Raw genomic sequence first — 23,273 nt, 5'->3', positions numbered from 1 at the left:
GAGGATATCTACATATATAGCTACATTTTAGCCATTAGGATTGAATGTGTATAGGGGCAGACTCCAAGAATACAAGGAATGGCTAAACTGGCAGGAAAACTTGAGTGAGTAGCCTTAATATGGTATAAAGCGCGCGCCCTGACGGAATGCCCTCAAAAGCGTTTGGTCAAAAGGGTAAATTAAATTTAATTAAAACACACATATACCAACACTGCGTATCGGGGTGTTCTACTTATTTATATAGGTGGGATCGATACAATGGGTATATGGAGGCCTAACCCCGAGAGGAAATTAAAATGGCAAATGTTTCAATGCGTGACATGCTGAAAGCCGGTGTGCATTTCGGTCACCAAACTCGTTACTGGAACCCTAAGATGAAACCATACATCTTTGGCGCACGTAACAAAGTTCATATCATCAACCTTGAAAAAACAGTTCCACTTTTCAACAACGCTCTTAACTACCTATCAAGCGTAGCATCTAAGAAAGGGAAAATCCTTTTCGTAGGTACTAAGCGCGCTGCTGGCGATGCGGTAAAAGATGCAGCTGTTAAATGTGACCAGTTTTACGTTAACAAGCGTTGGTTAGGTGGTATGTTGACTAACTGGAAAACAGTTCGTCAATCAATCAAGCGTTTGAAAGAACTAGAGCAAAAAAGCCAAGACGGTACTTTCGAAAAGCTGACCAAAAAAGAAGCCCTTATGCTTCAGCGTGAAATGGAAAAGCTTGAAAACAGCCTTGGCGGAATCAAAGACATGGGCGGCTTACCAGATGCTATCTTTGTTGTCGATGCAGACCACGAGCACATTGCTATCACAGAAGCACGTAACCTGGGTATTCCAGTAGTTGGTGTTGTGGATACTAACTCTAACCCAGATGGTGTTGATTACATCATTCCTGGTAACGACGATGCAATCCGCGCAGTTCAATTATACTTGGATGCCGCTGCTAACGCTGTAATCTCTGGTCGCGAAAGCAACCTAGAAGTACAAGCTGAGCAAGACGACTTCGTAGAAGCTGCAGAGTAATTCTGTTCGCTTTACTGTCATATTACAATTATATGATAGTGCTACAATACGAGACGTATTGAGAGGGGCGATCACGCCCCTTTTACCTAAACGAATTTATATTTATTGCTGAGGAATTGAAAAATGGCAGTGACTGCAGCACTAGTTAAAGAACTGCGCGAGCGTACAGGCGCAGGTATGCTGGATTGTAAAAAAGCTTTGGTTGAGACGGATGGTGACATTGAACTAGCCATTGAAAACATGCGTAAATCAGGCCAAGCGAAAGCAGCTAAAAAAGCTGGCCGTATCGCAGCTGAAGGTGTAATCCTTACTAAAGTTCAAGATGGTCGCGCGACTATGCTTGAAATTAACTGTGAAACAGATTTCGTAGCACGTGACGAAGGTTTCCTTAAGTTTGGTAACGAGTTGCTAGAAATAGCAGCAGCGAACAACATCAACGATATCGACACGTTGAATGCTTCTGAACTTAACGGTGCTAAAGTAAGCGACGTTCGTGACACATTAGTGGCGAAAATCGGTGAAAACATCTCTCCTCGTCGCGTTATCAACGTTGAAGGCGATACACTAGGTGCATACGTGCACGGCGGTCGTATCGGCGTAATCTCAATTCTTACTGGTGGCAGCGAAGAGTTGGCTAAAGACATTGCAATGCACGTTGCAGCGGCTAGCCCTCAGTTCGTTAAGCCTGAAAATGTTCCAGCTGAAGTTGTTGAGAAAGAGAAAGAAATCCAAATTGGTATTGCAATGCAGTCTGGTAAGCCAGCTGATATCGCAGAAAAGATGGTTGCAGGCCGCATGAAGAAGTTTACTGGTGAAGTAAGCTTGACTGGTCAGCCTTTCGTTAAAGATCCTTCAATCAGCGTTGCTGAGTTGCTTAAGAACAACTCTGCTGATGTTGTTAACTTCGTACGGTTCGAAGTTGGTGAAGGTATCGAGAAGAAAACTGAAGACTTTGCAGCAGAAGTTGCAGCACAAATGGAAGCGGCCAAGAAATAATTGGGCGTTTATCTTTTGCATTGTGCTAATGTCAGATAAACTACAAGGCACCTCTTCGGAGGTGCTTTTTTATAGCTAGTACCCGCGAGTTACAGTTTTGCTAAGATAATTTAATTCGCAAAGCGGTAAAATCTTTAAACGTTTAAGAAAGCATTTTGTCCTATTCTTTTTACCTGCAAAAGCAGTGTGTAAACAATAGAAAAGCATAAGACAAAATGGGTTTACGAGGACATATCGAATAATGAGTATCACACCGAAATCAGCATATCGACGCATTCTGTTAAAGCTAAGTGGCGAAGCCCTTATGGGTGAAGAAGGCTTTGGCATCGATCCTAAAGTACTTGACCGTATGGCCCAAGAAATCAAAGAACTTGTTGAACTAGGTGTTCAAGTAGGTTTGGTTATTGGTGGCGGTAACTTGTTCCGCGGCGAAGGGCTAGCAAAAGCTGGCATGAACCGTGTTGTAGGCGACCACATGGGGATGCTTGCTACCGTAATGAACGGCTTAGCCATGCGTGATGCACTGCATCGTGCCTTTGTTAATGCGCGTATGATGTCAGCGATTCCTTTAAATGGCGTGTGCGATGCTTACAACTGGGCAGAAGCGATTAGCTTATTAAAATCTGGCCGCGTGGTTATCTTTTCAGCGGGCACAGGCAATCCTTTCTTCACTACAGATTCAGCCGCATGTCTTCGTGGCATTGAAATTGAAGCCGATGCCGTACTAAAAGCCACAAAAGTTGATGGCGTTTATAGCGATGATCCGGTTAAGAACCCAGATGCAACTCTTTACGACCAACTCTCGTATCAAGAAGTACTTGAGAAAGAACTTAAGGTGATGGACCTGTCAGCGTTCACGCTTGCTAGAGATCACAGCCTTCCTATTCGTGTATTTAACATGAACGAAGCAGGTTGTTTGAAACGTGTTGTTATGGGTGAGCAAGTTGGCACCCTTATTTGTCACGCTGACAATAGTTAATTAAGAAAATAGGAAATATAACGTGATTGATGAAATTGAATTAGATGCGCAAGAGCGTATGGATAAAAGCATCAGTGCACTTAAAGGCCAGTTCAGTAAAATTCGCACAGGCCGTGCTCATCCAAGCTTATTAGATGGCATTATGGTACCTTACTACGGTACAGATACACCGCTTAAGCAAGTGGCAAATGTCATTGCTGAAGACAGCCGCACATTAGCCCTTACTGTTTTTGATAAGAGTGCCATTCAAGCTGTTGAGAAGGCGATAATGCAGGCAGATCTGGGTTTGAACCCAATGAGCGCGGGTGGTTCTATTCGCATTCCTCTTCCTCCACTTACTGAAGAACGTCGTAAAGACCTTATTCGCGTAGTGCGTAATGAAGCAGAAAACGGACGTGTTTCAATTCGAAATGTTCGTCGTGATGCAAACAGCGATGTAAAAGAATTACTTAAAGAAAAAGAAATCAGTGAAGACGAAAGCCGCGCAGCGGAAGAAAATATTCAGTCTTTAACCAATGATTTCATTAAGAAAGTTGACGGCATGCTTGCTGTTAAAGAAAAAGAACTGATGGAAGTATAATAAGTATTATGATTGGGAAGCGGTCAAACGCAGCCAAAACGACTGATACAGTAGGGCCAGCAACTATTGCTGGCCCTAAACATGTCGCCATTATTATGGATGGCAATGGTCGTTGGGCGCAAAAGAAAGGGAAAATTCGTACCTTTGGACACAAGGCTGGCGTTGAATCTGTGCGGGCTGTTGTGCGCTTTGCTCGCCAAACGGGCATAGAGTCATTAACCTTATTTGCGTTTTCTAGTGAAAACTGGAAACGACCAGAAGAAGAAGTCAGTGTGTTGATGGAACTGTTTAATTTAGTATTAAACAGTGAAGCCAAGCGATTACATAAAAATGGTGTTCGTTTGAAGGTAGTAGGCGATTTAACTGCCTTTGATAGTAAGTTGGTTGGAAAAATCCGCAAAGCGGAAGAAATGACCTCAGGTAACAATGATCTTGTTCTTAATATTGCGGCTAATTATGGCGGCAGGTGGGACATTGTTAATGCCGCTAAAGAACTGGCTGCAAAAGTAAAAGATGGCGAAATGGCGCTTCAAGATATTGATGAAGCCGTTTTTAATCAGTATACCTCTACCGCAAGCCTTCCTGAGCTAGACCTTCTTATACGCACCGGTGGTGAACACAGAATCAGTAACTTTTTGTTATGGCAGTGTGCGTATGCCGAATTATATTTTACCGATGTGCTATGGCCAGACTTCAATGAAGATGTTTTTCAATTAGCCGTAGATGACTTTAATGTTCGCCAGCGCCGATTTGGCCTAACGGGTGAACAAATTGATCCTGCCAGCAGTTAACTTTATGCAGGTAGGTATCAGGGCAGGCCTGACCACAGGAGCCGAGAGCCAATTATGCTAAAACAAAGAATAATAACAGCGTTAATTCTCGCGCCGTTGGCGCTATTTTCCATACTGTTTCTGCCTATCTTCTGGTTTGAAATTGCTATCTCTGGTGTGGTTGCCATAGGGGCTTACGAATGGGCGAATATGTCCGGAATTTGTGAGCGACCTAAAAAAATACTTTTTATGGCAGCAGCTTTCGCTATCTGCATCAGCTTATCTCTTATTGTTGATACCAGTGTTATTTGGTATCAGGGCCAACTCCATGATTTATATCACGGGATATTAGGCATCGCGGTAGTGTGGTGGATAGTGTCACTCTTTATGGTATTGGCCTATCCAAAATATACTAAGTTTTGGCGTGAAAGCCGCAGTGTACGTACCGTGTTCGGATTGCTGACCTTAATCCCAACTTGGGTTGCCGTTATTGCCCTTCGTACTAGTTTGCATGATGTAGACCCCTTTTATGGCGCATCACTCATCTTTTACGTGTTAGGTATTGTATGGGCTGCTGATATTGGCGCTTTCTTCGTGGGGGTTAAATTTGGCCGTCATAAGCTGCGCCCTAATGTATCGCCTGGTAAAAGTTTAGAAGGTCTTTTGGGTGGCATTGCTGCCTCATTAGCTATTATTGCTTTTGCTGCATTGCACTACCAAGTAGAGCCTTCACGCATTTGGTTACATCTCATTATTGGTGGTATTACCGTGGCCGTTTCGGCGTTGGGTGACCTTAATGAAAGTATGCTAAAACGTTGCGCTGGCATAAAAGACAGTGGAAAAATCTTGCCTGGGCACGGTGGGGTTCTCGACAGAATAGACAGCTTAACCGCTGCATTCCCAGTCTTTGCATTCTGTTATGTAACGTGGATGGCGTGATGCAAACCGTTACTGTTTTAGGGGCAACCGGCTCTATCGGTTGCAATACCCTCGATGTTATTAATCGCCATCCTGAAAAATACCGCACCTTTGCCATTACCGGCAATGGTCAGCTTGAATTACTCATGCAGCAGGCGCAGAAGTGCTCTCCTCGATTTGTAGTAGTGGCCGATGAATCCCGTTATAAAGACGCTTGTACATTAGCGACAGAATATAACATTACCGCCGAAATACTCTGTGGCGCTAAAGCTTTAGAAGACGTGTCTTGTGCAGCCGAAGTCGATACTGTGATGGCGGCCATAGTGGGGGCGGCAGGATTGCTTCCTACGTTAGCGGCAGTTAAAGCGGGTAAAAAGGTATTGTTAGCTAACAAAGAAGCGCTAGTGATGTCTGGGGCTTTATTTATTGATGCTGCAACACAAAGCGGTGCTGAAATTTTACCTATCGATAGTGAGCATAACGCTATTTTTCAATGTCTCCCTCAAGGTTACGAGTATGGGGAATTGGAAAAAGCGGGTATTAGTAAAATACTGCTAACGGGCTCAGGTGGCCCTTTCAGAGAACGCGAATTAAGTTCCTTCAATGCTATTACGATTGATGAAGCGAGTAGCCATCCTAATTGGTCTATGGGGCGAAAAATCACCATAGATTCTGCCACTATGATGAACAAAGGGCTTGAGTTTATCGAGGCCTGTTGGTTATTTGGTGCATCACCAGACGACATTCAAGTGGTGGTCCACCCACAAAGTTTTATCCATTCAATGGTGCAGTATGTAGACGGCTCGGTTATTGCCCAATTGGGTAACCCAGATATGCGTACCCCCATTGCTTATGGTCTTGCCTACCCATCTCGTATTGATGCTGGGGTGAAGCCATTGGACTTTTCTGACATGGCCAATTTCAGCTTTGAAACCCCATGTTTCACGCGCTATCCAAATTTAAAACTCGCCATTGATGCATGTAGAGAAGGGCAGGCAGCTACCACCCGTTTAAATGCGGCTAATGAAATAGCGGTTGCCTCTTTTCTGGAGGGCAGAATAGGATTCACGGATATAGCGACCGTTAATGAAGAAACCTTAAACAAAATGGAACCAGTAACTGTTTCATCTATCCAACAAATCCTTGAACAGGATACTGCGGCTCGTGCGGTTGCAGACCAAGTCATTAGAGGTAAGTTCACGTGTTAGGATTTTTATGGAGCTTAGGTGCATTCATCGTAACGCTCGGGATATTAGTGGCTGTCCATGAGTGGGGCCATTTTTATATAGCCCGTCGCTGTGGTGTGCAAGTTGAGCGTTTTTCTATTGGATTTGGTAAGCCTCTTTGGCGCAAAACCAGTAAAGCTGGTACCGAATATGTCATTGCCATGATCCCCCTCGGTGGTTATGTGCGCATGCTGGATGGGCGTATAGATGATGTGCCGCCAGAATTAGAACATAAAGCCTTTAACCATAAGCCAGTGCTACAGCGAATGGCCATTATTTTTGCAGGCCCTGCGGTAAATTTTATTTTCGCCGTGTTTGCCTTGTGGCTAATGTACTTAGTTGGCCTTCAAACAGTGAAGCCGGTTATCGGAAGCATTGAACCTGAAAGTATTGCGGCTCAGGCTGGAATTAATCAGGGCGATGAAGTGATTAAAGTGGGAAGTCGCAGCACCCCAGATTGGGAAGCAGTGAACCTTGAAATGGTGTCTCATGTTGGACAAGAATCTGCGCTAATTACCGTTTTAACCCAAGACAAAAAAGAGAAAGAAGTAACATTTACAATTAAAGGTTGGAACTTTGACTCTGATAACGAGTCTCCTTTAAGCAGTCTTGGAATAACCCCTTTTCGACCAAATCCAACGCTAGAGGTTGGTTTTGTTGGGGAGGGCAGTGCAGCGCAAGAGGCTGGGTTGCAAACAGGTGATAAATTACTCGCATTAAATGGCGATGAATTAACCACTTGGGAGGCCTTAGTTGATGTGATTGTTGAAAGCCCTGGTGAATCGGTTGAATTGTCGATTGAAAGGGATGGACAACCCCAGCAACTGCGTGCAACGATAGCGCGCCGCGATACACCAGAGGGCCAAACTGGGTATTTAGGGGTAAGTCCAACGTTTGAACCTTGGCCTGAAGGGTATGTGTTTACTCATCAATATGGCATAGTAGAGGCCGTTGGAAGAGCGTTAGATAAAACGTGGCGCTTAATGACACTCAGTGTTGATATGATAGGCAAATTATTCACCGGTGATGTATCGGTGAAAAATTTAAGCGGGCCTATATCCATTGCTCAAGGAGCTGGAACCAGTGCCGGATACGGCTTGGCTTACTTTTTGAGCTTTCTTGCCTTAATTAGTGTGAGTTTAGGCATAATTAATTTACTACCCTTGCCAATGCTAGATGGTGGTCACCTAATGTTTTACATTGTGGAATGGCTTACCGGCAAGCCTGTGCCTGACGCGGTACAGGAGTGGGGTTACAGAATCGGTGGCGTGCTTCTGTTTATGATAATGGGTATCGCTATTATGAACGATATTGCTCGCATAGCCTGATGAAAGTCAGGAAACATAAAACAGCTAACATAAAACGCGGCCAGGAAAAGAAAAATAGATGAAGTTAAAACAGTTAGTAGCAGCCGGAGCCATTTTTTCCAGTGCTAGCTTTGCCAATGCTGCGGCGCAGAATAGTGAATTCGTTGTAGAAGACATTCGAGTAGAAGGTCTACAGCGAGTAGCACTAGGTGCAGCCTTAACCTATTTGCCAGTTCAGGTTGGTGATGAGCTAAATACCTTTCGGGTAACACAGCTTATTCGTTCTCTGTACTCTTCAACGCATTTCGAGAATGTCGAAATTTTGCGTGACGGCAACACATTGGTAGTACGCGTAGCCGAACGTCCCACAATAAGTAACATTATTTTTGAGGGCAACGATGATATTAAAGATGAGCAACTCCAAGAAAGCTTAGACGGCAATGGCGTACGATTAGGTGAGCCTTTGGATAAGACCGTTCTAACGTCAATTGAGAATGGCCTAAAAGATTTCTTTTACAGTATTGGTAAATATAACGCTGACGTTACCGCGATTATTACCCCGCTGCCTCGAAATCGTGTTGATTTAAAATTGCTTTTCGAAGAAGGCGATGCGGCGAAAATCCAACAAATCAACATTGTTGGAAACGAAATTTTTACTGATGCCGAGTTAATGGATCAGTTTGAGCTTCAGTTCGATACACCATGGTGGGATTTCTTATCAGAAACTCGCTACCAGCAACAAACGTTGCAAGGTGATATGGAATCTCTTCGCAACCATTACTTAGACCGCGGTTACCTTCGTTTTAACGTTGATTCAACGCAAGTATCAATGACCCCAGAAAAATCGGGCATTTACGTTGCTATGAACGTGAGTGAAGGCGAGCAATATACTATTTCTGAAGTGGAATTGGTGGGCGACGTACTTGGTCATGAAGAATACATTGAACGTGTATTACCCCTTACGCCTGGTGAGCTTTATAACCAAGCGGAAGTGACCTACACGGAAGAATTTATCAGCAAGTATCTTGGTCGGTTTGGTTATGCTTACCCATCGGTTACTACGGTGCCTAGCATCAACGACGAAGATAAAACAGTTAAGCTGACTTTATCAGTAGACCCAGGCAAACGTATTTATGTTAAGCGCATTAAATTTAACGGTAACGTAGTTACTGCTGATAACGTGTTGCGACAAAACGTGAGTCAAATGGAAGGCACGTGGTTATCTAATAACTTACTTGAGTCGTCTAAGAACCAGTTGTCACGTCTTACTTATATGGAAGAGGTTGAGTTTGAAACTATCCGAATTCCAGGCCAAGACGATCAGGTAGACGTTAACTTCAACGTTAAAGAGCAACCTTCAGGTTCATTTAACGCAGGCATCGGTTATGGTGACCAAACGAAGTTAAGCCTTCAAGCGGGTATTCAACAAGATAACTTCTTGGGTACTGGTAAGCGGGTGGGCTTAAACTTAAGCACGGTGTCTTACCAACGCTCGGCGCAAATTACCTATAATGATCCATATTTCACCATAGATGGTATCAGCTTAGGTGGCACGCTAGGTTACAGTGAGTTTGATGGTTCAGACTTTAACGTTATCCAGTACAACTCTAAACAGTGGTCTGTTGGCGCGAATATTGGTTATCCAATAAATGAATTTAACCGAATCAACTTCGGGTTAACCTATAGCAACGTTGAGCTTTATAACCGTGGTTATTATGAGCAAACGGAACAGTTTTATAACCAGTTCCTTGATGGCGACGATCCTGATGCACCTATTAAGTACCATAGCTACCTAGCCAGCGTAAGCTGGAGTCGCAGTACACTAAACCGTGGTTTATTCCCTACGGCCGGTTCATCGCAGCGTGCATCATTCAGTATTACTACACCTAATTCAGATGTGAATTACTTTAAAACCTTGTTTGACGGTAAGTGGTATTTCCCACTTACAAGAAACCAGCGTTGGTCAGTATTAGCTCGAATTAGAATGGGTTATGGTAACGGTTACAGTGATGTAGATGGTAACGAGCAAATATTGCCATTTACTGAAAACTTCACCGCAGGTGGTTCAGATTCACTACGTGGATTCGAAAACAACACGGTAGGCCCACGTGGTATTATTCGTTCTGCAAGCGGCTCATTAACTGGCCCTGATGGCGAAGTATACCCTACAGATCCTAGCGATGACTTTATTACATTATCTAGCCGAAGCTTAGGTGGTAACGCCATGGCGTTAGGTGGTATCGAGTTAATCGTACCTACACCATTTGTTGAAGCAGATATGGATAATTCGGTACGAACTAGTCTATTTGTGGATGTGGGTAACGTATGGGATACTGAGTTCGACTATGACCAGTATAAAGACTTTGATCAGTCTAGCACTCAGTATGGTACCCTAATGGACTATTCTGACTGGACACTGTATCGTAGTTCCGCTGGTATTTCGGTACAATGGATTTCACCAATGGGACCGATGGTATTTAGCTTCTCAAGAGCTATTCAAGAACGTGATGGTGATGATGCTAAATTCTTCACCTTTAATATCGGTCAGACATTCTAAAATATTAAACGGGGCCTTTGGCACCCAGATAAAAAGATGGATAAAAGGAGTTCCTTTTGAAACAGTTGGTTAAACATATTGTTGCAGGTGCAATGCTTGGTAGCGCACTAGTTAGTACTTCAGTAATGGCAGAGCAAAAAATTGCTGTTGTTGACGTTCAAGGCATTTTTCAAGCTATGCCTCAGGCTGCTGAAATCCAAAACGCCATTCAGATGGAGTTTAAAGACCGCATCGAAGAAGTTAATCAACTTCAACGTGATGGTCAGTTCTTCGCAGAACGTCTACAACGTGATGCAGCAACAATGAGTGCACAAGAAAAGAAAGATCTTGAGCAAAAAATGTTGGCTGTACGTGAAGAGTTGGCTGAAAAAGCGCAACCGCTTAAGCAAAATATTCAACGTCGTAGCAACGAAGAACAAAACAAATTATTTGGCCTTATCAAGCAAGCAATTGACTCAGTTGCGGCTAAACAAGGTTATGACATTGTACTTAACGCAACGGCTACGCCTTTCGTAAAAGAACAATACGACATGTCAGAGCAAGTATTAGAACAGGTTAGCAAAGTAAACTAAGGCATTAATGCTGGTTGTTTATCGCTAATTTTATCAGACCAACGCCCGAAAGGGGTTGGTCTGATTTGTTTTTTGCGCTTAACAGCGTATGGTTGCCGCCGTTTTAGTAATTTACGGCGAGCTTGTGACCATGAAACCGTTTTAAGGTCATGCTTGCACTATAGGAGATAGTTTTTGACCACTTCACTCAATACCATAGAAATCCAGGAAATTCTGTCGTTACTACCACACAGATACCCGTTCCTGTTGGTTGATCGAGTAACAGACTACGTTCTGGGTGAATCAATTAAAGCATATAAAAATATCACTTTTAACGAGCCTTGCTTTACCGGGCACTTCCCAGGCCGTCCTATTTTTCCAGGTGTACTTATTTTAGAGGCGATGGCACAGGCTGCTGGCGTTCTTGGTTTTAAGACCATGGGTAAAAGTGATAAATTGTATTTATATGCAGGAATTGACAACGCACGATTTAAACGTCCAGTCGTCCCTGGTGATAGATTAGAATTCGACATCGCTTTAGTAAAAGAAAGACGCGGCATCTGGAAGTTTAAAGGCGTTGCAACTGTTGATGGCGAAAATGTATGTGTTGCAGAGTTTATGTGTGCAATGAGAGAGATGACCTAACGTGATCCATCCTACTGCGGTAATTTCAGATAAAGCATCTATTGGCGAAAACGTCACTATTGGTCCATTTTGTGTGATTGATGATGATGTGACGATTGGCGATGGCTGTGTATTGAAGTCTCATGTGGTTGTTCGCGGCACCACCCGCATTGGCAAGAATAATACCTTCTATCAATTTTCATCAATTGGTGAAGATTGCCAAGATAAAAAATATGCTGGTGAACCCACAAATTTAATTATTGGTGATGACAACGAATTTCGTGAAGGCGTGACTGTGCATCGTGGCACCATTCAAGATAACAGTGAAACTATTATTGGTTCACGATGCTTATTTATGGTGAATTCACACATTGCCCATGATTGCGTGTTAGGCAATGACATTATTTTAGCTAATAATGTAGCCGTTGCTGGGCATGTTCACATCGATGATTTCGTTATTGTGGGCGGTGCGGTTGGCATTCACCAATTTTGTAAAGTAGGTGCACATGCGTTCTTAGGTGCTGGTGGTATTATTCTTCGCGATACGCCTCCTTTTGTGATGGTTAGCGGCACAAAAAATATTCCTCAGGGTATTAACTCCGAAGGTTTGCGTCGTCGTGGTTTCAGTAAAGATGAAATAATGGCCATTAAACGCGCCTATAAAGTCATTTACCGTGAAGGTAATACCGTGGCTGAAGCCGTAGAGATTCTTTCTTCGCAAGAAGCAAGTTTTGATGCTGTTGCCCTGATGACTGAGTTCTTAAAGAACGCAGAGCGCGGCATCATTAGATAACATGAGCCCGCGATAATGAGTAAACCTTTGCGTATTGCAATGGTGGCAGGCGAGCCATCAGGTGATGTACTCGCTGCCGGTATGGTTGGCGAATTAAAACGCCTATACCCTGATGCAATTATTGAAGGGATAGGCGGGCCTAACATGCAGGCTCAAGGTTTTCATAGCTTATTTGATATGGAAACCTTATCTGTAATGGGGTTAGTTGAAGTACTGTCCCATCTACCCGCTATTTTAAAAGTCAAAAAAGCGCTGCTCGCGCATTTTTCTGATAACCCGCCAGACATTTTTGTTGGTATAGACGCCCCTGATTTTAACCTGCGGGTAGAAAAAGAACTTAAAGCGAAGGGTGTTAAAACCATCCATTACGTCAGCCCTACTATTTGGGCGTGGCGTGAAAAGCGTGTTCATAAGATTGCCAAGGCCGCAGGCCGTGTACTCGGTTTGTTTCCCTTCGAGCAGCAAGTTTATGATAAGTACGATGTACCCTATACCTTTGTTGGTCATACTATGGCAGATAGCATTGCGCTTACACCAGATCAGCACGCCTCTCGCGAAGCTCTTAATTTGCCCATCGATAAGTCGGTTTTAGCTGTTTTGCCAGGCTCTCGCCGTGGTGAAGTAGAAACACTTCTCCCTATTTTTATCGAGACAATGGAAAAAATAGCCTCCCAGAGACCCGATATTGAGTTTGTTATTCCCGCTGCCAATACGCATCGGCTTGAGCAAATTAATGGTATGTTGAAAGAGGCTAATAATGCCAGTAAAAGGCTGCCTATTCACGTTACTGAGGGGACGTCTCGCGACGCTATGATTGCCAGCGATGTTATATTGCTCGCCTCAGGTACGGCTACATTAGAAGCTATGCTGTGTAAACGGCCCATGGTAGTGGCGTATAAGCTCTCGCCAATAACCTATAAAATAATGCAGCGTTTGTATAAGGCGCCTTTTTTCGCCTTACCCAATTTATTGGCTAATGAAGCGTTAGTACCAGAGCTGCTTCAAGAAGACGTAAATCCAGATACATTAAGCCAGCAATCCCTTGCCTATTTCGACAGTGACAACACTGACTTAATTTCCCGTTTCACCGACCTCCACCATACGCTAAAATGCAATGCTGATAAAACAGCAGCACAAGCTGTAGTGGAGGAATTGTTTGCATAAGTTAATAGCCGGCGTAGATGAAGTTGGTAGAGGCCCCCTTGTTGGGGATGTGGTAACCGCCGCCGTTATACTCGACCCTGCCAACCCCATAGTAGGGTTAACCGACTCTAAAAAGCTCAGTGAAAAAAAGCGCATTGCGTTAGCCGCTGAAATAAAAGCGAAAGCGCTTTATTGGCACATCGGGCGCGCCACACCAGAAGAAATCGACACCCTTAATATTCTCCATGCTACCATGTTAGCCATGAAGCGCGCTGTCGAAGGCTTAGCGGTAACGCCAGACTTTGTTCGTGTTGATGGCAACCGTTTGCCTGATTGGCCTCATGCTGCAGAAGCTGTGGTCAAAGGCGATAGCTTACACGCTGAAATTTCTGCCGCTTCCATCATCGCCAAAGTAGAACGTGATAACGATATGCTGGCACTTGATGAATTACATCCTGAGTATGGTTTTGCTGGCCATAAAGGCTACCCTACTAAAGCGCACTTTGAAGCACTCGCCACCCATGGCGTGATTGACGGTTATCGCAAAAGCTTTAAACCAGTTAAGGCACTACTACAAGAGATTCAATAATTATGTCCTCGCCTTTTATTCATTTACGCGTACACAGCGATTATTCCATGATGGATGGGCTTAATAAGGTTAAGCCCATACTTAGCAAAGTGTCTGAGTACAATATGCCGGCTGTGGCAATTACCGACCAAATGAATATGTGTGGTTTGGTGAAGTTTTATTCCAACGCTCATGGGCTTGGTATTAAGCCTATTATTGGTACCGATTTCTGGGTGACCAATGAAGCCTTCGGTGATGAGCCTTTCCGTCTTACCTTGCTCGCCATGAATAACGAAGGCTATAAGAACATTACGGTTCTTATTTCTAAGGCCTATTTGCGAGGTCACGTTGCGCATAGAGCGGTTATCGATCAAGAGTGGCTTATTGAACATGCAGAAGGCGTCATCATACTCTCCGGTGCTCAGCTAGGGGATGTAGGCGTAGCCCTGACTAAAAACAACACCGGTTTGCTAGCAGAATCGCTAGCTTTTTATCAAACCCATTTTCCAGACCGATTTTATCTTGAGCTAATTCGTACCGGTCGCCCTGGGGAAGAAGATTACTTACACCGTGCAGTAGAATGTGCCGAACGGGAAGGTTTGCCTGTAGTGGCAACCAATGAAGTGTGCTTCATTAATAAAGAAGGTTACGACGCGCACGAAATAAGGGTGTGTATTCATGATGGCTACACCCTAGATGATTCCCGTAGACCTAAACGATACAGCGACCAGCAGTACCTTCGTACCAGCGAAGAAATGGTTGAGCTATTCAGTGATATTCCTGAGGCCATTGAAAATACGGTTGAAATCGCTAAGCGATGTAACGTTACTGTTCGATTAGACGAGTACTTTTTGCCCCAGTTTCCTACTGGCGGCATGACCACAGAAGATTTCTTGGTAAAAGTGTCCGAAGAAGGGCTTGAACGCCGTTTAGCGTTTCTGTTTCCTGATGAACAAGTACGTGCAGAAAAACGCCCCGAATACGACGACAGACTCCGTATCGAGTTAGAAGTAATCAACCAAATGGGTTTCCCTGGTTACTTCCTTATCGTAATGGAGTTCATTCAGTGGAGTAAAGATAACAACATTCCAGTAGGACCAGGTCGTGGTTCTGGTGCGGGCTCGCTAGTGGCTTACGCATTAGATATTACCGACCTCGACCCGCTTGAGTTCGACCTGCTCTTCGAACGATTCCTTAACCCTGAACGGGTATCAATGCCGGATTTCGATGTCGATTTCTGTATGGATAGACGAGATGAAGTTATCGACCATGTGGCCGAGCTTTATGGTCGTCAGGCGGTATCGCAGATTATTACTTTTGGTACGATGGCGGCTAAAGCCGTGGTTCGGGATGTGGGGCGTGTATTAGGCCACCCCTACGGTTTTGTCGATCGTATCTCAAAGCTTATTCCACCAGACCCAGGCATGACCCTTGAAAAAGCGTTTGCCGCCGAGCCTCGTTTACCTGAAGTGTACGATCAAGACGAAGAGGTTAAAGACCTTATCGATATGGCGCGTATTTTAGAAGGGGTAACGCGAAATGCAGGTAAACATGCTGGTGGTGTAGTGATAGCCCCTACCACCATTACCGATTTTGCGCCCCTTTACTGCGACGATGAGGGAAAAAACCCCGTTACTCAGTTTGATAAAAACGATGTTGAAACCGCTGGGCTGGTTAAGTTCGATTTCCTTGGGCTCCGTACCCTTACCATTATTCAGTGGGCCATAGATATGGTGAAGGAAGGGAAGGGTATCGATATTGATATCACCTCTATTCCTTTAGTGGATTCAAAGAGCTTTAGAACCCTATTAAATGCAGAAACTACCGCGGTATTCCAGCTGGAATCCCGAGGCATGAAAGAGCTAATAAAACGCCTTAAACCGGATAGCTTTGAAGATATCATTGCATTGGTAGCTTTATTTAGACCGGGTCCTTTGCAGTCGGGCATGGTTGATAACTTTATCGACCGTAAGCACGGCCGAGAAGCTATTTCTTATCCCGATGCTGAATACCAGCACGAATGCTTGCAAGAAATTCTAGAGCCTACTTACGGCATTATCTTGTACCAAGAACAGGTAATGCAGATTGCACAGGAAATGGCGGGCTATTCCCTAGGTGGCGCCGATTTGTTACGTCGTGCTATGGGTAAGAAAAAGCCAGAAGAAATGGCTAAGCAGCGTGGTGCGTTCGCTGAAGGGTCGAAGAACAATAATATCGACCCAGATTTGGCGATGAAAATCTTTGACTTGGTAGAAAAATTCGCAGGCTACGGGTTTAACAAATCTCACTCTGCTGCTTACGCCCTGGTGTCTTATCAAACCTTATGGTTAAAAGCCCATTATCCTGCTGAATTCATGGCGGCGGTAATGTCGGCCGATATGGATAATACCGATAAAATCGTTACCTTGGTTGATGAATGTAGTCGAATGGGTCTTGAGTTATTACCCCCAGACTTAAATGCCGGTAAGCATAAGTTCACCGTCGATGAAAAAGGCAGAATTGTTTACGGCATTGGCGCTATTAAAGGGGTAGGTGAAGGCCCCATTGAAGCCATTATCGAAGCCAGAGAAAACCAAGGTGCGTTTAAAGATTTATTCGATTTTTGTGCAAAAATTGATATTAAGCGTGTTAATAAACGGGTGCTGGAAAAACTAGTACTTGCCGGCGCGTTAGATAATTTAGGGCCTCACAGGGCTGCACTCATGGCATCATTACCCGATGCTATCGCAGCGGCTGGGCAGCACGCTAAAGCCGAATCGTTTGGGCAGTCGGACATGTTCGGATTGCTGACGACTGAGCCTGATGAAGTAGAGCAAGCTTTTGCCGATGTTCCGCTATGGCCAGAGAAAGTATGGTTGGAAGGTGAAAAAGATACCTTAGGTTTATACCTAACAGGGCACCCTATAAATCAGTACGTAGAAGAAATTAGGCATTACACTGATGGAAGGTTGGTTGACTTAAAACCCACAGGCAAAGAACAAATGGCCAATGCTGTTGGCTTAGTGCTTGGGGTTAGGGTAATGACCAATAAGCGAGGAAGACGTTGGGCCATTGTCACACTGGATGATAAAAGTGCGCGAATAGACGCTCGTTTTTTCCCTGATACCTTCGAACAGTATGAATCTATGCTAGAAACTGACAGAATATTGCTCATAAAGGGACAGGTCAGCTTTGATGATTTCTCTGGGGGCAATACAATCACCGCCCGTGATGTAATGGACATTGTTCAGGCACGGGAGAAAAACGCGAGAGCATTGGCGTTAAATGTTGAAACCCAGTTGCTTGAACCGAAAAAGATTAATCAAATGCAATCTATCTTGCAGGCCTTTAAAGGCGGAAGTTGCCCGGTGCATTTATTAGTAACCCATCCTGATGCAGAAGCACTGATTACGTGTGGTGCACGGTGGTTTGTTACACCAGAAGATCAACTTTTGCACGATCTCAAACAATGTTTGGGAGAAAAAGCCGTTTCAATCCTCTACCATTAATGGGTAGAGTTCGATAGATTGACTATCTCGCGTTGGCATAGACAAGCGCAGTAAGAATAGGACATACAATGAGTATACAGTTTTTGGACTTTGAACAGCCGATAGCCGAATTAGAAGCAAAAATTGAAGAGCTTAGGTTAGTGAATCAAGGCGGTGAATTCGATGTTGGTATTGAAGAAGATATCAACAAGCTGCGTGGTAAAAGCGCAGAGCTAACAAAAAAGATTTTTTCTGACTTAGGCGCATGGCAAGTTTCGCAACTTGCTCGTCACCCTATGCGCCCTTATACGCTAGACTACATCCCGCGTATTTTTACTGACTTTGACGAGTTGGCAGGCGATAGAGCTTTTGCTGATGATAAAGCCATTCTTGGTGGCCCAGCTATGCTAGATGGCCAGCCTGTAATGGTAATCGGCCATCAAAAAGGGCGCGACACTAACGAAAAAATTAAGCGTAACTTTGGTATGCCTAAACCTGAAGGTTATCGCAAAGCACTACGTTTGATGAAAATGGCAGAGCGTTTTAATTTGCCAATTATTACCTTCATCGATACCCCAGGGGCTTACCCAGGTGTTGGCGCGGAAGAGCGCGGACAAAGTGAAGCCATTGCGAAAAATTTGTTTGAAATGGCTGAACTTACGGTGCCAATCATTTGTACCGTTATTGGTGAAGGTGGTTCAGGTGGCGCACTTGCGATTGGTGTCGGCGACCGGGTGAACATGCTGCAATACTCAACTTATTCGGTTATTTCCCCGGAAGGTTGTGCGTCTATTTTGTGGAAAAGTGCAGAAAAAGCACCATTAGCCGCAGAAGCAATGGGCGTAAGTGCAGGTCAGATTAAAGAGCTTGGGCTTATAAATAGTATTGTTGAAGAGCCACTAGGTGGCGCTCATCGTGACCACACTAGCATGGCTGCGAACTTAAAAGCGGTACTTAAACAGCAGCTAAGCCAACTTAAAACTTTAGACACGACTGACTTGATGGAAGAACGTTATCAACGTCTTATGTCTTTCGGCTACTGCTAGGTAAACGCAGAAAGCTAGCAGAAAGCTAGAAGAAACTAGTACAGTGAGTATATCGAATGGGCATAGCAAGTGAGTGAGATTGTAAATCACATCTGTGAGTTTATCACTACCGCACTTGCTAACACATCATTTGAAGCGCCACCTCTTCTCGTTGTTGCTTACAGCGGAGGGGTGGACTCCTCATTATTGCTACATGCTTTGCACAGCTTTCGCGAGCAAACTTCTACGGCTGTCCACGCCGTTCATGTACACCATGGATTGAGCGACAATGCCGATACGTGGCTACGCCATTGCCAATCTGAATGCGATAAATTAACCATTCCGCTTAACCATTATCACGTTGCCGTAAATGATGGCGCTCGTAAGAGCCTTGAAGCTGAAGCCAGAGATGCCCGCTATAAGGTGCTACATGAGTTTTGCCATGCAAACAATGGCGTGCTTCTTTTAGGTCAACATGCTGAAGATCAGCTGGAAACCGTACTGTTACAGTTAAAGCGCGGTGCGGGGCCACAAGGGCTGTCAGGCATGGGAGCGCAACATTGGCGAAATGGGGTACTTACCCTTCGTCCCATGTTAGCACTTCAAAAAAGCGATATTGTTGATGCCGCGAATCGCCTTGATTTACAGTGGGTCAACGATGAGTCAAATGCCGATGATCGCTACGATCGTAATTTTCTTCGCAATCAAATTATCCCTGCGTTATCTGAGCGATGGCCTCAACTGTCAAAAACTGCACTAAGAAGTGCCCAGCTATGTGCCGAGCAAACGGCCTTAGTAACAGAGCAAGCTGAAATATATCTTTGTCAGTGCTTAGTGACAGATACTCAGTTAAAAGGCGCTGAGCTGCTTACCTTGTCTAAAAACTGGCAACGAGCCGTATTGCGCCAATGGTTTACAAAACAATCGGTGTTGCTTCCCTCTCAAGCGCAATTAGCGCAAATAGAAAATATGCTATTGGCGAAACAAGATGCTACGCCTGAAGTGTCGTTTTCGTGGGGAAAGGTAGCAAGGTTTAATGGCTACCTTTATTGGTTGCCGAAGCGGACTATTTTCATTCCCAAAAACATCAATGTAAACAATAACGCTGATACTGAATTGTTTTGGTTAAATGAGCCGTTAACGCTAAGAGTAACTACCGAAGGTTTGCTGTCATTTACGATTAAAACCGGCGTGTCTGGGCTTCGTGTAAAACCACAAGGTGCGCAAATTTCTAAATTACTTAAAGATTGGTTTAAGCAATGGAAGATTCCAACATGGGAAAGAGCCGAAGTGCCAATACTGTTTTTAGATGACGTGGCTGTTGCCTTGATAGTAAATCAGAACATAGTGGCCTTAAATACTTTGCCTTCCAACGTGACTCTTGAGCTTGTAAGTACTGAATAGGCTTGAACGGCTAGACTAAAGTATAACTTATTGAGTAAGAATGGGGCAGAGTCGGCAAATATTTGCCAGTGGGCATAGGCACGGTAATAAGCCTGCAACCATGCCAAAAAGCATCTGTGACGTTAGATACAAAAATCGAAATTGAAAGGTCGAAATCAAAACGTCAAAATCAGAAGGCCTAGATCAGGCTGCTAAATAGCTATTCTTTCCTGACTGCTTAACTTTGTACAATGCCGCGTCAGCGCGGTCGAAAAGCTTGCCTATATCATCGCCTTCACGATAAATAGCGCCACCTAAACTGCACGATACATTCATACGTCTTAAGTAACTCGACTGATTAATACTTAATTGAATACGCGATGCAGCACATTCAAGTTGTTGCTGAGTTTGGCAGTCTAAAATACAGCAAAACTCATCGCCACCAAATCGAAACGCCTCGTCTTCGTCTCTTAATACTTGTTGTAGCTGTGTTGCTACATGTACAAGCACATTATCGCCCTCACGATGCCCGTGAGTATCATTAACGGACTTAAAGTTGTCCAAGTCGATGACCAATAGGGAAAAGCCTTCTTCGTGGCGCTGAGCCCATCCTAACTGGCGCACAAGAGCTTGATCGAAGCCAGAACGGTTGCCCAAGCCAGTTAGCACATCTTTTGTCGTCATTCGGTGTAAACGAGAGAAGGATTGGGCTTGAACAACTTGTTTAGCAAAAAGCATATGAAGTTGCTCAAGTGCATTTCGCTCTGATAACGCCAGAGGTACGGTAAAATAATAATGCGCAGTGACAGGTTTTCCATCCTGAGATTCAGCGCCCGACAAGGGTAAAGTCACGAGCGTTGATGTTAATGTGGCATTTCCATATACCCAGCGGGTGTCAATATCCGATAAGCTAAAACCTGATGTTGGGAAAAAACCGTTCAACTGACGAAAGTATATTTCACCCAATTTCTCCAATTCTAGCGTAGATAAAATCTCGCTAATAAAGCTGGTTATTTCGCTGGCAGATAATGCCTGACCCGTGCTAGCAGGAAGATAAAAATTTTCATGTTGTGTGCTATCGTAGATAGTAGTAGAGAAATCCACGGAAATGCCCCTTTAGCAATACGAGTTAAATACGCATAAGTAGAAAAGTGTCAAAAATTGCCGCTTATGCTAATTTGTAAGTAGGTGGTAGCAAGCTTGATGCCAAGTAAGGCAATCGAAGCGCAATACCCAAGCTATTTTGAATGCGGTAGAAATGGCGGTGAAGTAATGCTCTGATGTACTGGAAGTATTTTGAATTAGGTAAGCAATATTTATAATCAATTTAAGATATTGAAACCTCAAATTAACGGTAAGGAGACGTAGAGTGGGTGCCGGTTTTTTGAACGTAATTGCGTTGATGTTTATTGCTGTTTGTAGTGTTGCTGTGTTCAAGCGTATTCATCTACCGCCAATTTTGGCCTATTTGTTTGCAGGTGTATTAGCAGGCCCTCAACTTCTTGCGCTGTTTGCTCACCCTGAAGAAATGCACTTGCTTGCTGAAACCGGCATCGTTTTTTTGCTCTTTTCACTAGGGCTTGAATTTTCCCTACCAAAATTAGTCGCCATGCGCGCCCTGGTTTTTGGTGTGGGTATTGGCCAAATGTTACTTACTACTGCTGTATTTACCAGCATTCCTTATTTATTCGGGTTACCTATAAGTGCTTCCATTATTATTGGTGGAGCGCTGGCGCTTAGCTCTACGGCTATAGTCATCAAACAAGCAACTGAAATGGGTATTCTCAATAACAGAAGAACCCAGCTGGCTGTGAGTATTCTGCTATTTCAAGACCTTGCCGTTGTTCCATTCCTCATTGCTATTCCCTTGCTTGCTCAAAGCGGCGAGGTCAGCATTGCATTTGCCTTAGGCGAGGCTTTGCTAAAAGGTATATTTGTCATCGCGTTCTTAATGTCGGTAGGTAAGTGGGTGTTGCCTTGGGTTTTTAGGGAAGTTGCTAAAACTCGCACCGATGAGCTCTTCGTATTAACCACAATTTTAATTGCACTGTTGGCGGGTGGCCTTACCTATTACTTTGGACTGTCTATGGCGCTAGGGGCTTTTCTTGCCGGAATGATGCTAGGGGAAAGCCAGTATAAATATCAGCTAGAGGCAGATATTCGTCCCTTTCGCGATATTTTAATGGGATTGTTTTTTGTCACCGTCGGCATGCAGCTCGATATCAATGTGTTGTGGAGCAACCTACTCACAATTGTGTTGGGCGTAGTTGGGCTAATGGTTGTTAAAATTATCATGGTAAGAATTGCTGCTTCTTTTGTGAAGTCTCATCCCCTAGATGCGTGGTCTGCAGGCATTAAACTTTGTCAAATAGGCGAGTTTAGTTTTGTTATTGCTGCTTTGGCTACAACTTATGGCGTGTTAACTACCCAACAATCTTCTCTCATTGTCAGTATGGGCGTATTGAGTATGGCATTAACGCCCTGGTTAATGGATAACAGCCTTAAGTTTGCTAAACGAATTGTGGCCAGTAAAAGTGAAGATAATGCGCACAATACCTTAATAGTAGATAACGACTTGACCAATCACGTAGTGATTTGTGGCTTTGGCAGGGTAGGTCAGTCGGTGGCTCGCATGCTAAAAATGGAAGGTATTGCATTTATTGCCATTGATATGGACCCCGTTCGCGTGCACGAAAGTAGGAATGCTGGTGAGCCAGTACTGTTTGGCGATGCCAGTCAAAAAGATATTCTTAGTAGCGCCAATGTTGAAAAAGCCAAACTAATCTTGGTGACCTTCGATCAGCCAGGTAAAGCAAAACAGGTTATTAGTGGCACCCATCAAATAGACAACACCGCTGATGTTATGGTGCGAACTAAGCGAGACTATCAGTTAGATGGTTTATATTCTGCGGGGGCAAATCAGGTAGTGCCCGAATTACAAGAAGGCAGCTTGATGCTGATTTCTCAAGTACTGCATTACGCCGGTGTGCCCATGTCGCGAATTTTAAAGCGTGTACGAGCAGAACGAAAAGGGCGTTACGACCACTTGCACGGGTTCTACCCTGGGGAAACCACAGAAATTAGCTATGGCACAGAGGATAAATTGGAATTTATTCATGCCGTGGTACTTTCAGAGCACGCAGCTTGTATGGGTAAGAAAATTAAAGATATCGACTTTGCGCGAATGCGAGTGAGTGTGCGGGGCCTAAGAAGAAATGGCACCGAAGTGAAAGATCCAGACCATGAAGCTGTTTTACAACCCCACGATGTACTGGTTATTGCCGGCAAACCTCGGCGCGTAGAACGCGCAGAGAGAAAATTACTGGAAGGCAGCTAGCCGTTAATAAGCTGCTTTAGC

Annotated in this window: 19 protein-coding genes; 18 read left to right on the top strand and 1 reads right to left on the bottom strand. The window is 44.2% G+C overall.

Annotated features, from left to right (window positions below; translation table 11 throughout):
- Positions 1-296 precede the first annotated feature (296 nt).
- From rpsB to tilS, 17 genes are all read left to right on the top strand, one after another.
- Positions 297-1,028, top strand: coding sequence for a 30S ribosomal protein S2 (rpsB, locus tag Q4561_RS00140; RefSeq protein ID WP_303456358.1), 732 nt, complete (start codon positions 297-299; stop codon positions 1,026-1,028).
- Between the two features lie 123 nt (positions 1,029-1,151).
- Complete coding sequence (tsf, locus tag Q4561_RS00135) at positions 1,152-2,024, top strand: translation elongation factor Ts (RefSeq protein WP_013785188.1); 873 nt, start codon at positions 1,152-1,154, stop codon at positions 2,022-2,024.
- A gap of 241 nt (positions 2,025-2,265) precedes the next feature.
- Positions 2,266-3,003: a UMP kinase gene (gene pyrH, locus Q4561_RS00130; protein ID WP_013785187.1), complete on the top strand. Its 738-nt coding sequence runs from the start codon at positions 2,266-2,268 to the stop codon at positions 3,001-3,003.
- A 22-nt stretch (positions 3,004-3,025) separates the two neighbouring features.
- The gene (gene frr / locus Q4561_RS00125; protein ID WP_303456354.1) at positions 3,026-3,583 is read left to right on the top strand and encodes a ribosome recycling factor; all 558 of its coding nucleotides are present in this window, start codon (positions 3,026-3,028) and stop codon (positions 3,581-3,583) included.
- An 8-nt stretch (positions 3,584-3,591) separates the two neighbouring features.
- Positions 3,592-4,374 carry a polyprenyl diphosphate synthase gene (uppS, locus tag Q4561_RS00120; protein WP_303456352.1) on the top strand — a complete coding sequence of 261 codons (783 nt, stop codon included), beginning with the start codon at positions 3,592-3,594 and terminating at the stop codon, positions 4,372-4,374.
- A gap of 54 nt (positions 4,375-4,428) precedes the next feature.
- Positions 4,429-5,292: a phosphatidate cytidylyltransferase gene (locus tag Q4561_RS00115; protein ID WP_303456349.1), complete on the top strand. Its 864-nt coding sequence runs from the start codon at positions 4,429-4,431 to the stop codon at positions 5,290-5,292.
- Complete coding sequence (ispC, locus tag Q4561_RS00110; protein WP_303456347.1) at positions 5,292-6,479, top strand: 1-deoxy-D-xylulose-5-phosphate reductoisomerase; 1,188 nt, start codon at positions 5,292-5,294, stop codon at positions 6,477-6,479. Before Q4561_RS00115 ends, ispC begins: the two co-directional genes overlap by 1 nt.
- On the top strand, positions 6,473-7,825 hold the full coding sequence (gene rseP / locus Q4561_RS00105; protein ID WP_303456345.1) for a sigma E protease regulator RseP: 1,353 nt from the start codon (positions 6,473-6,475) through the stop codon (positions 7,823-7,825). Before ispC ends, rseP begins: the two co-directional genes overlap by 7 nt.
- Positions 7,826-7,883: 58 nt before the next feature.
- The gene (bamA, locus tag Q4561_RS00100) at positions 7,884-10,361 is read left to right on the top strand and encodes an outer membrane protein assembly factor BamA (protein ID WP_303456343.1); all 2,478 of its coding nucleotides are present in this window, start codon (positions 7,884-7,886) and stop codon (positions 10,359-10,361) included.
- Between the two features lie 56 nt (positions 10,362-10,417).
- A complete protein-coding gene (locus Q4561_RS00095) occupies positions 10,418-10,933 on the top strand; it encodes an OmpH family outer membrane protein (protein WP_303456340.1) in 516 nt (171 codons plus the stop codon).
- Between the two features lie 174 nt (positions 10,934-11,107).
- Positions 11,108-11,557 (top strand): 3-hydroxyacyl-ACP dehydratase FabZ, encoded by a 450-nt coding sequence (fabZ, locus tag Q4561_RS00090; RefSeq protein WP_303456338.1) that lies wholly within the window; start codon positions 11,108-11,110, stop codon positions 11,555-11,557.
- 1 nt (position 11,558) lies between these two features.
- Entirely contained in the window at positions 11,559-12,329 is a 771-nt protein-coding gene (gene lpxA, locus Q4561_RS00085; protein ID WP_303456336.1) for an acyl-ACP--UDP-N-acetylglucosamine O-acyltransferase, read from the top strand.
- Positions 12,330-12,344: 15 nt separating this feature from the next.
- Complete coding sequence (gene lpxB / locus Q4561_RS00080; RefSeq protein ID WP_303456334.1) at positions 12,345-13,493, top strand: lipid-A-disaccharide synthase; 1,149 nt, start codon at positions 12,345-12,347, stop codon at positions 13,491-13,493.
- Positions 13,486-14,061 carry a ribonuclease HII gene (gene rnhB, locus Q4561_RS00075; RefSeq protein ID WP_303456331.1) on the top strand — a complete coding sequence of 192 codons (576 nt, stop codon included), beginning with the start codon at positions 13,486-13,488 and terminating at the stop codon, positions 14,059-14,061. Before lpxB ends, rnhB begins: the two co-directional genes overlap by 8 nt.
- Before the next feature lie 2 nt (positions 14,062-14,063).
- Entirely contained in the window at positions 14,064-17,528 is a 3,465-nt protein-coding gene (gene dnaE, locus Q4561_RS00070) for a DNA polymerase III subunit alpha (RefSeq protein ID WP_303456328.1), read from the top strand.
- 68 nt (positions 17,529-17,596) lie between these two features.
- Positions 17,597-18,553, top strand: a complete 957-nt coding sequence (gene accA, locus Q4561_RS00065) for an acetyl-CoA carboxylase carboxyl transferase subunit alpha (protein ID WP_303456325.1) — start codon at positions 17,597-17,599, stop codon at positions 18,551-18,553.
- A 69-nt stretch (positions 18,554-18,622) separates the two neighbouring features.
- The gene (tilS, locus tag Q4561_RS00060; protein ID WP_303456320.1) at positions 18,623-19,936 is read left to right on the top strand and encodes a tRNA lysidine(34) synthetase TilS; all 1,314 of its coding nucleotides are present in this window, start codon (positions 18,623-18,625) and stop codon (positions 19,934-19,936) included.
- A gap of 183 nt (positions 19,937-20,119) precedes the next feature.
- Here tilS and Q4561_RS00055 read toward each other — a convergent pair whose 3' ends face one another.
- Positions 20,120-21,019 (bottom strand): GGDEF domain-containing protein, encoded by a 900-nt coding sequence (locus Q4561_RS00055; RefSeq protein WP_303456317.1) that lies wholly within the window; start codon positions 21,017-21,019, stop codon positions 20,120-20,122.
- Between the two features lie 265 nt (positions 21,020-21,284).
- Between Q4561_RS00055 and Q4561_RS00050 the strand changes: the two genes are divergently transcribed.
- The gene (locus tag Q4561_RS00050) at positions 21,285-23,252 is read left to right on the top strand and encodes a cation:proton antiporter (RefSeq protein WP_303456313.1); all 1,968 of its coding nucleotides are present in this window, start codon (positions 21,285-21,287) and stop codon (positions 23,250-23,252) included.
- The last annotated feature ends 21 nt before the right edge of the window (positions 23,253-23,273 follow it).

The organism is Alteromonas sp. 1_MG-2023 (assembly GCF_030547075.1).
In the GTDB taxonomy this organism is placed as follows: Bacteria; Pseudomonadota; Gammaproteobacteria; order Enterobacterales; family Alteromonadaceae; genus Alteromonas.
This window is presented reverse-complemented; position numbering and strand designations above follow the sequence as displayed.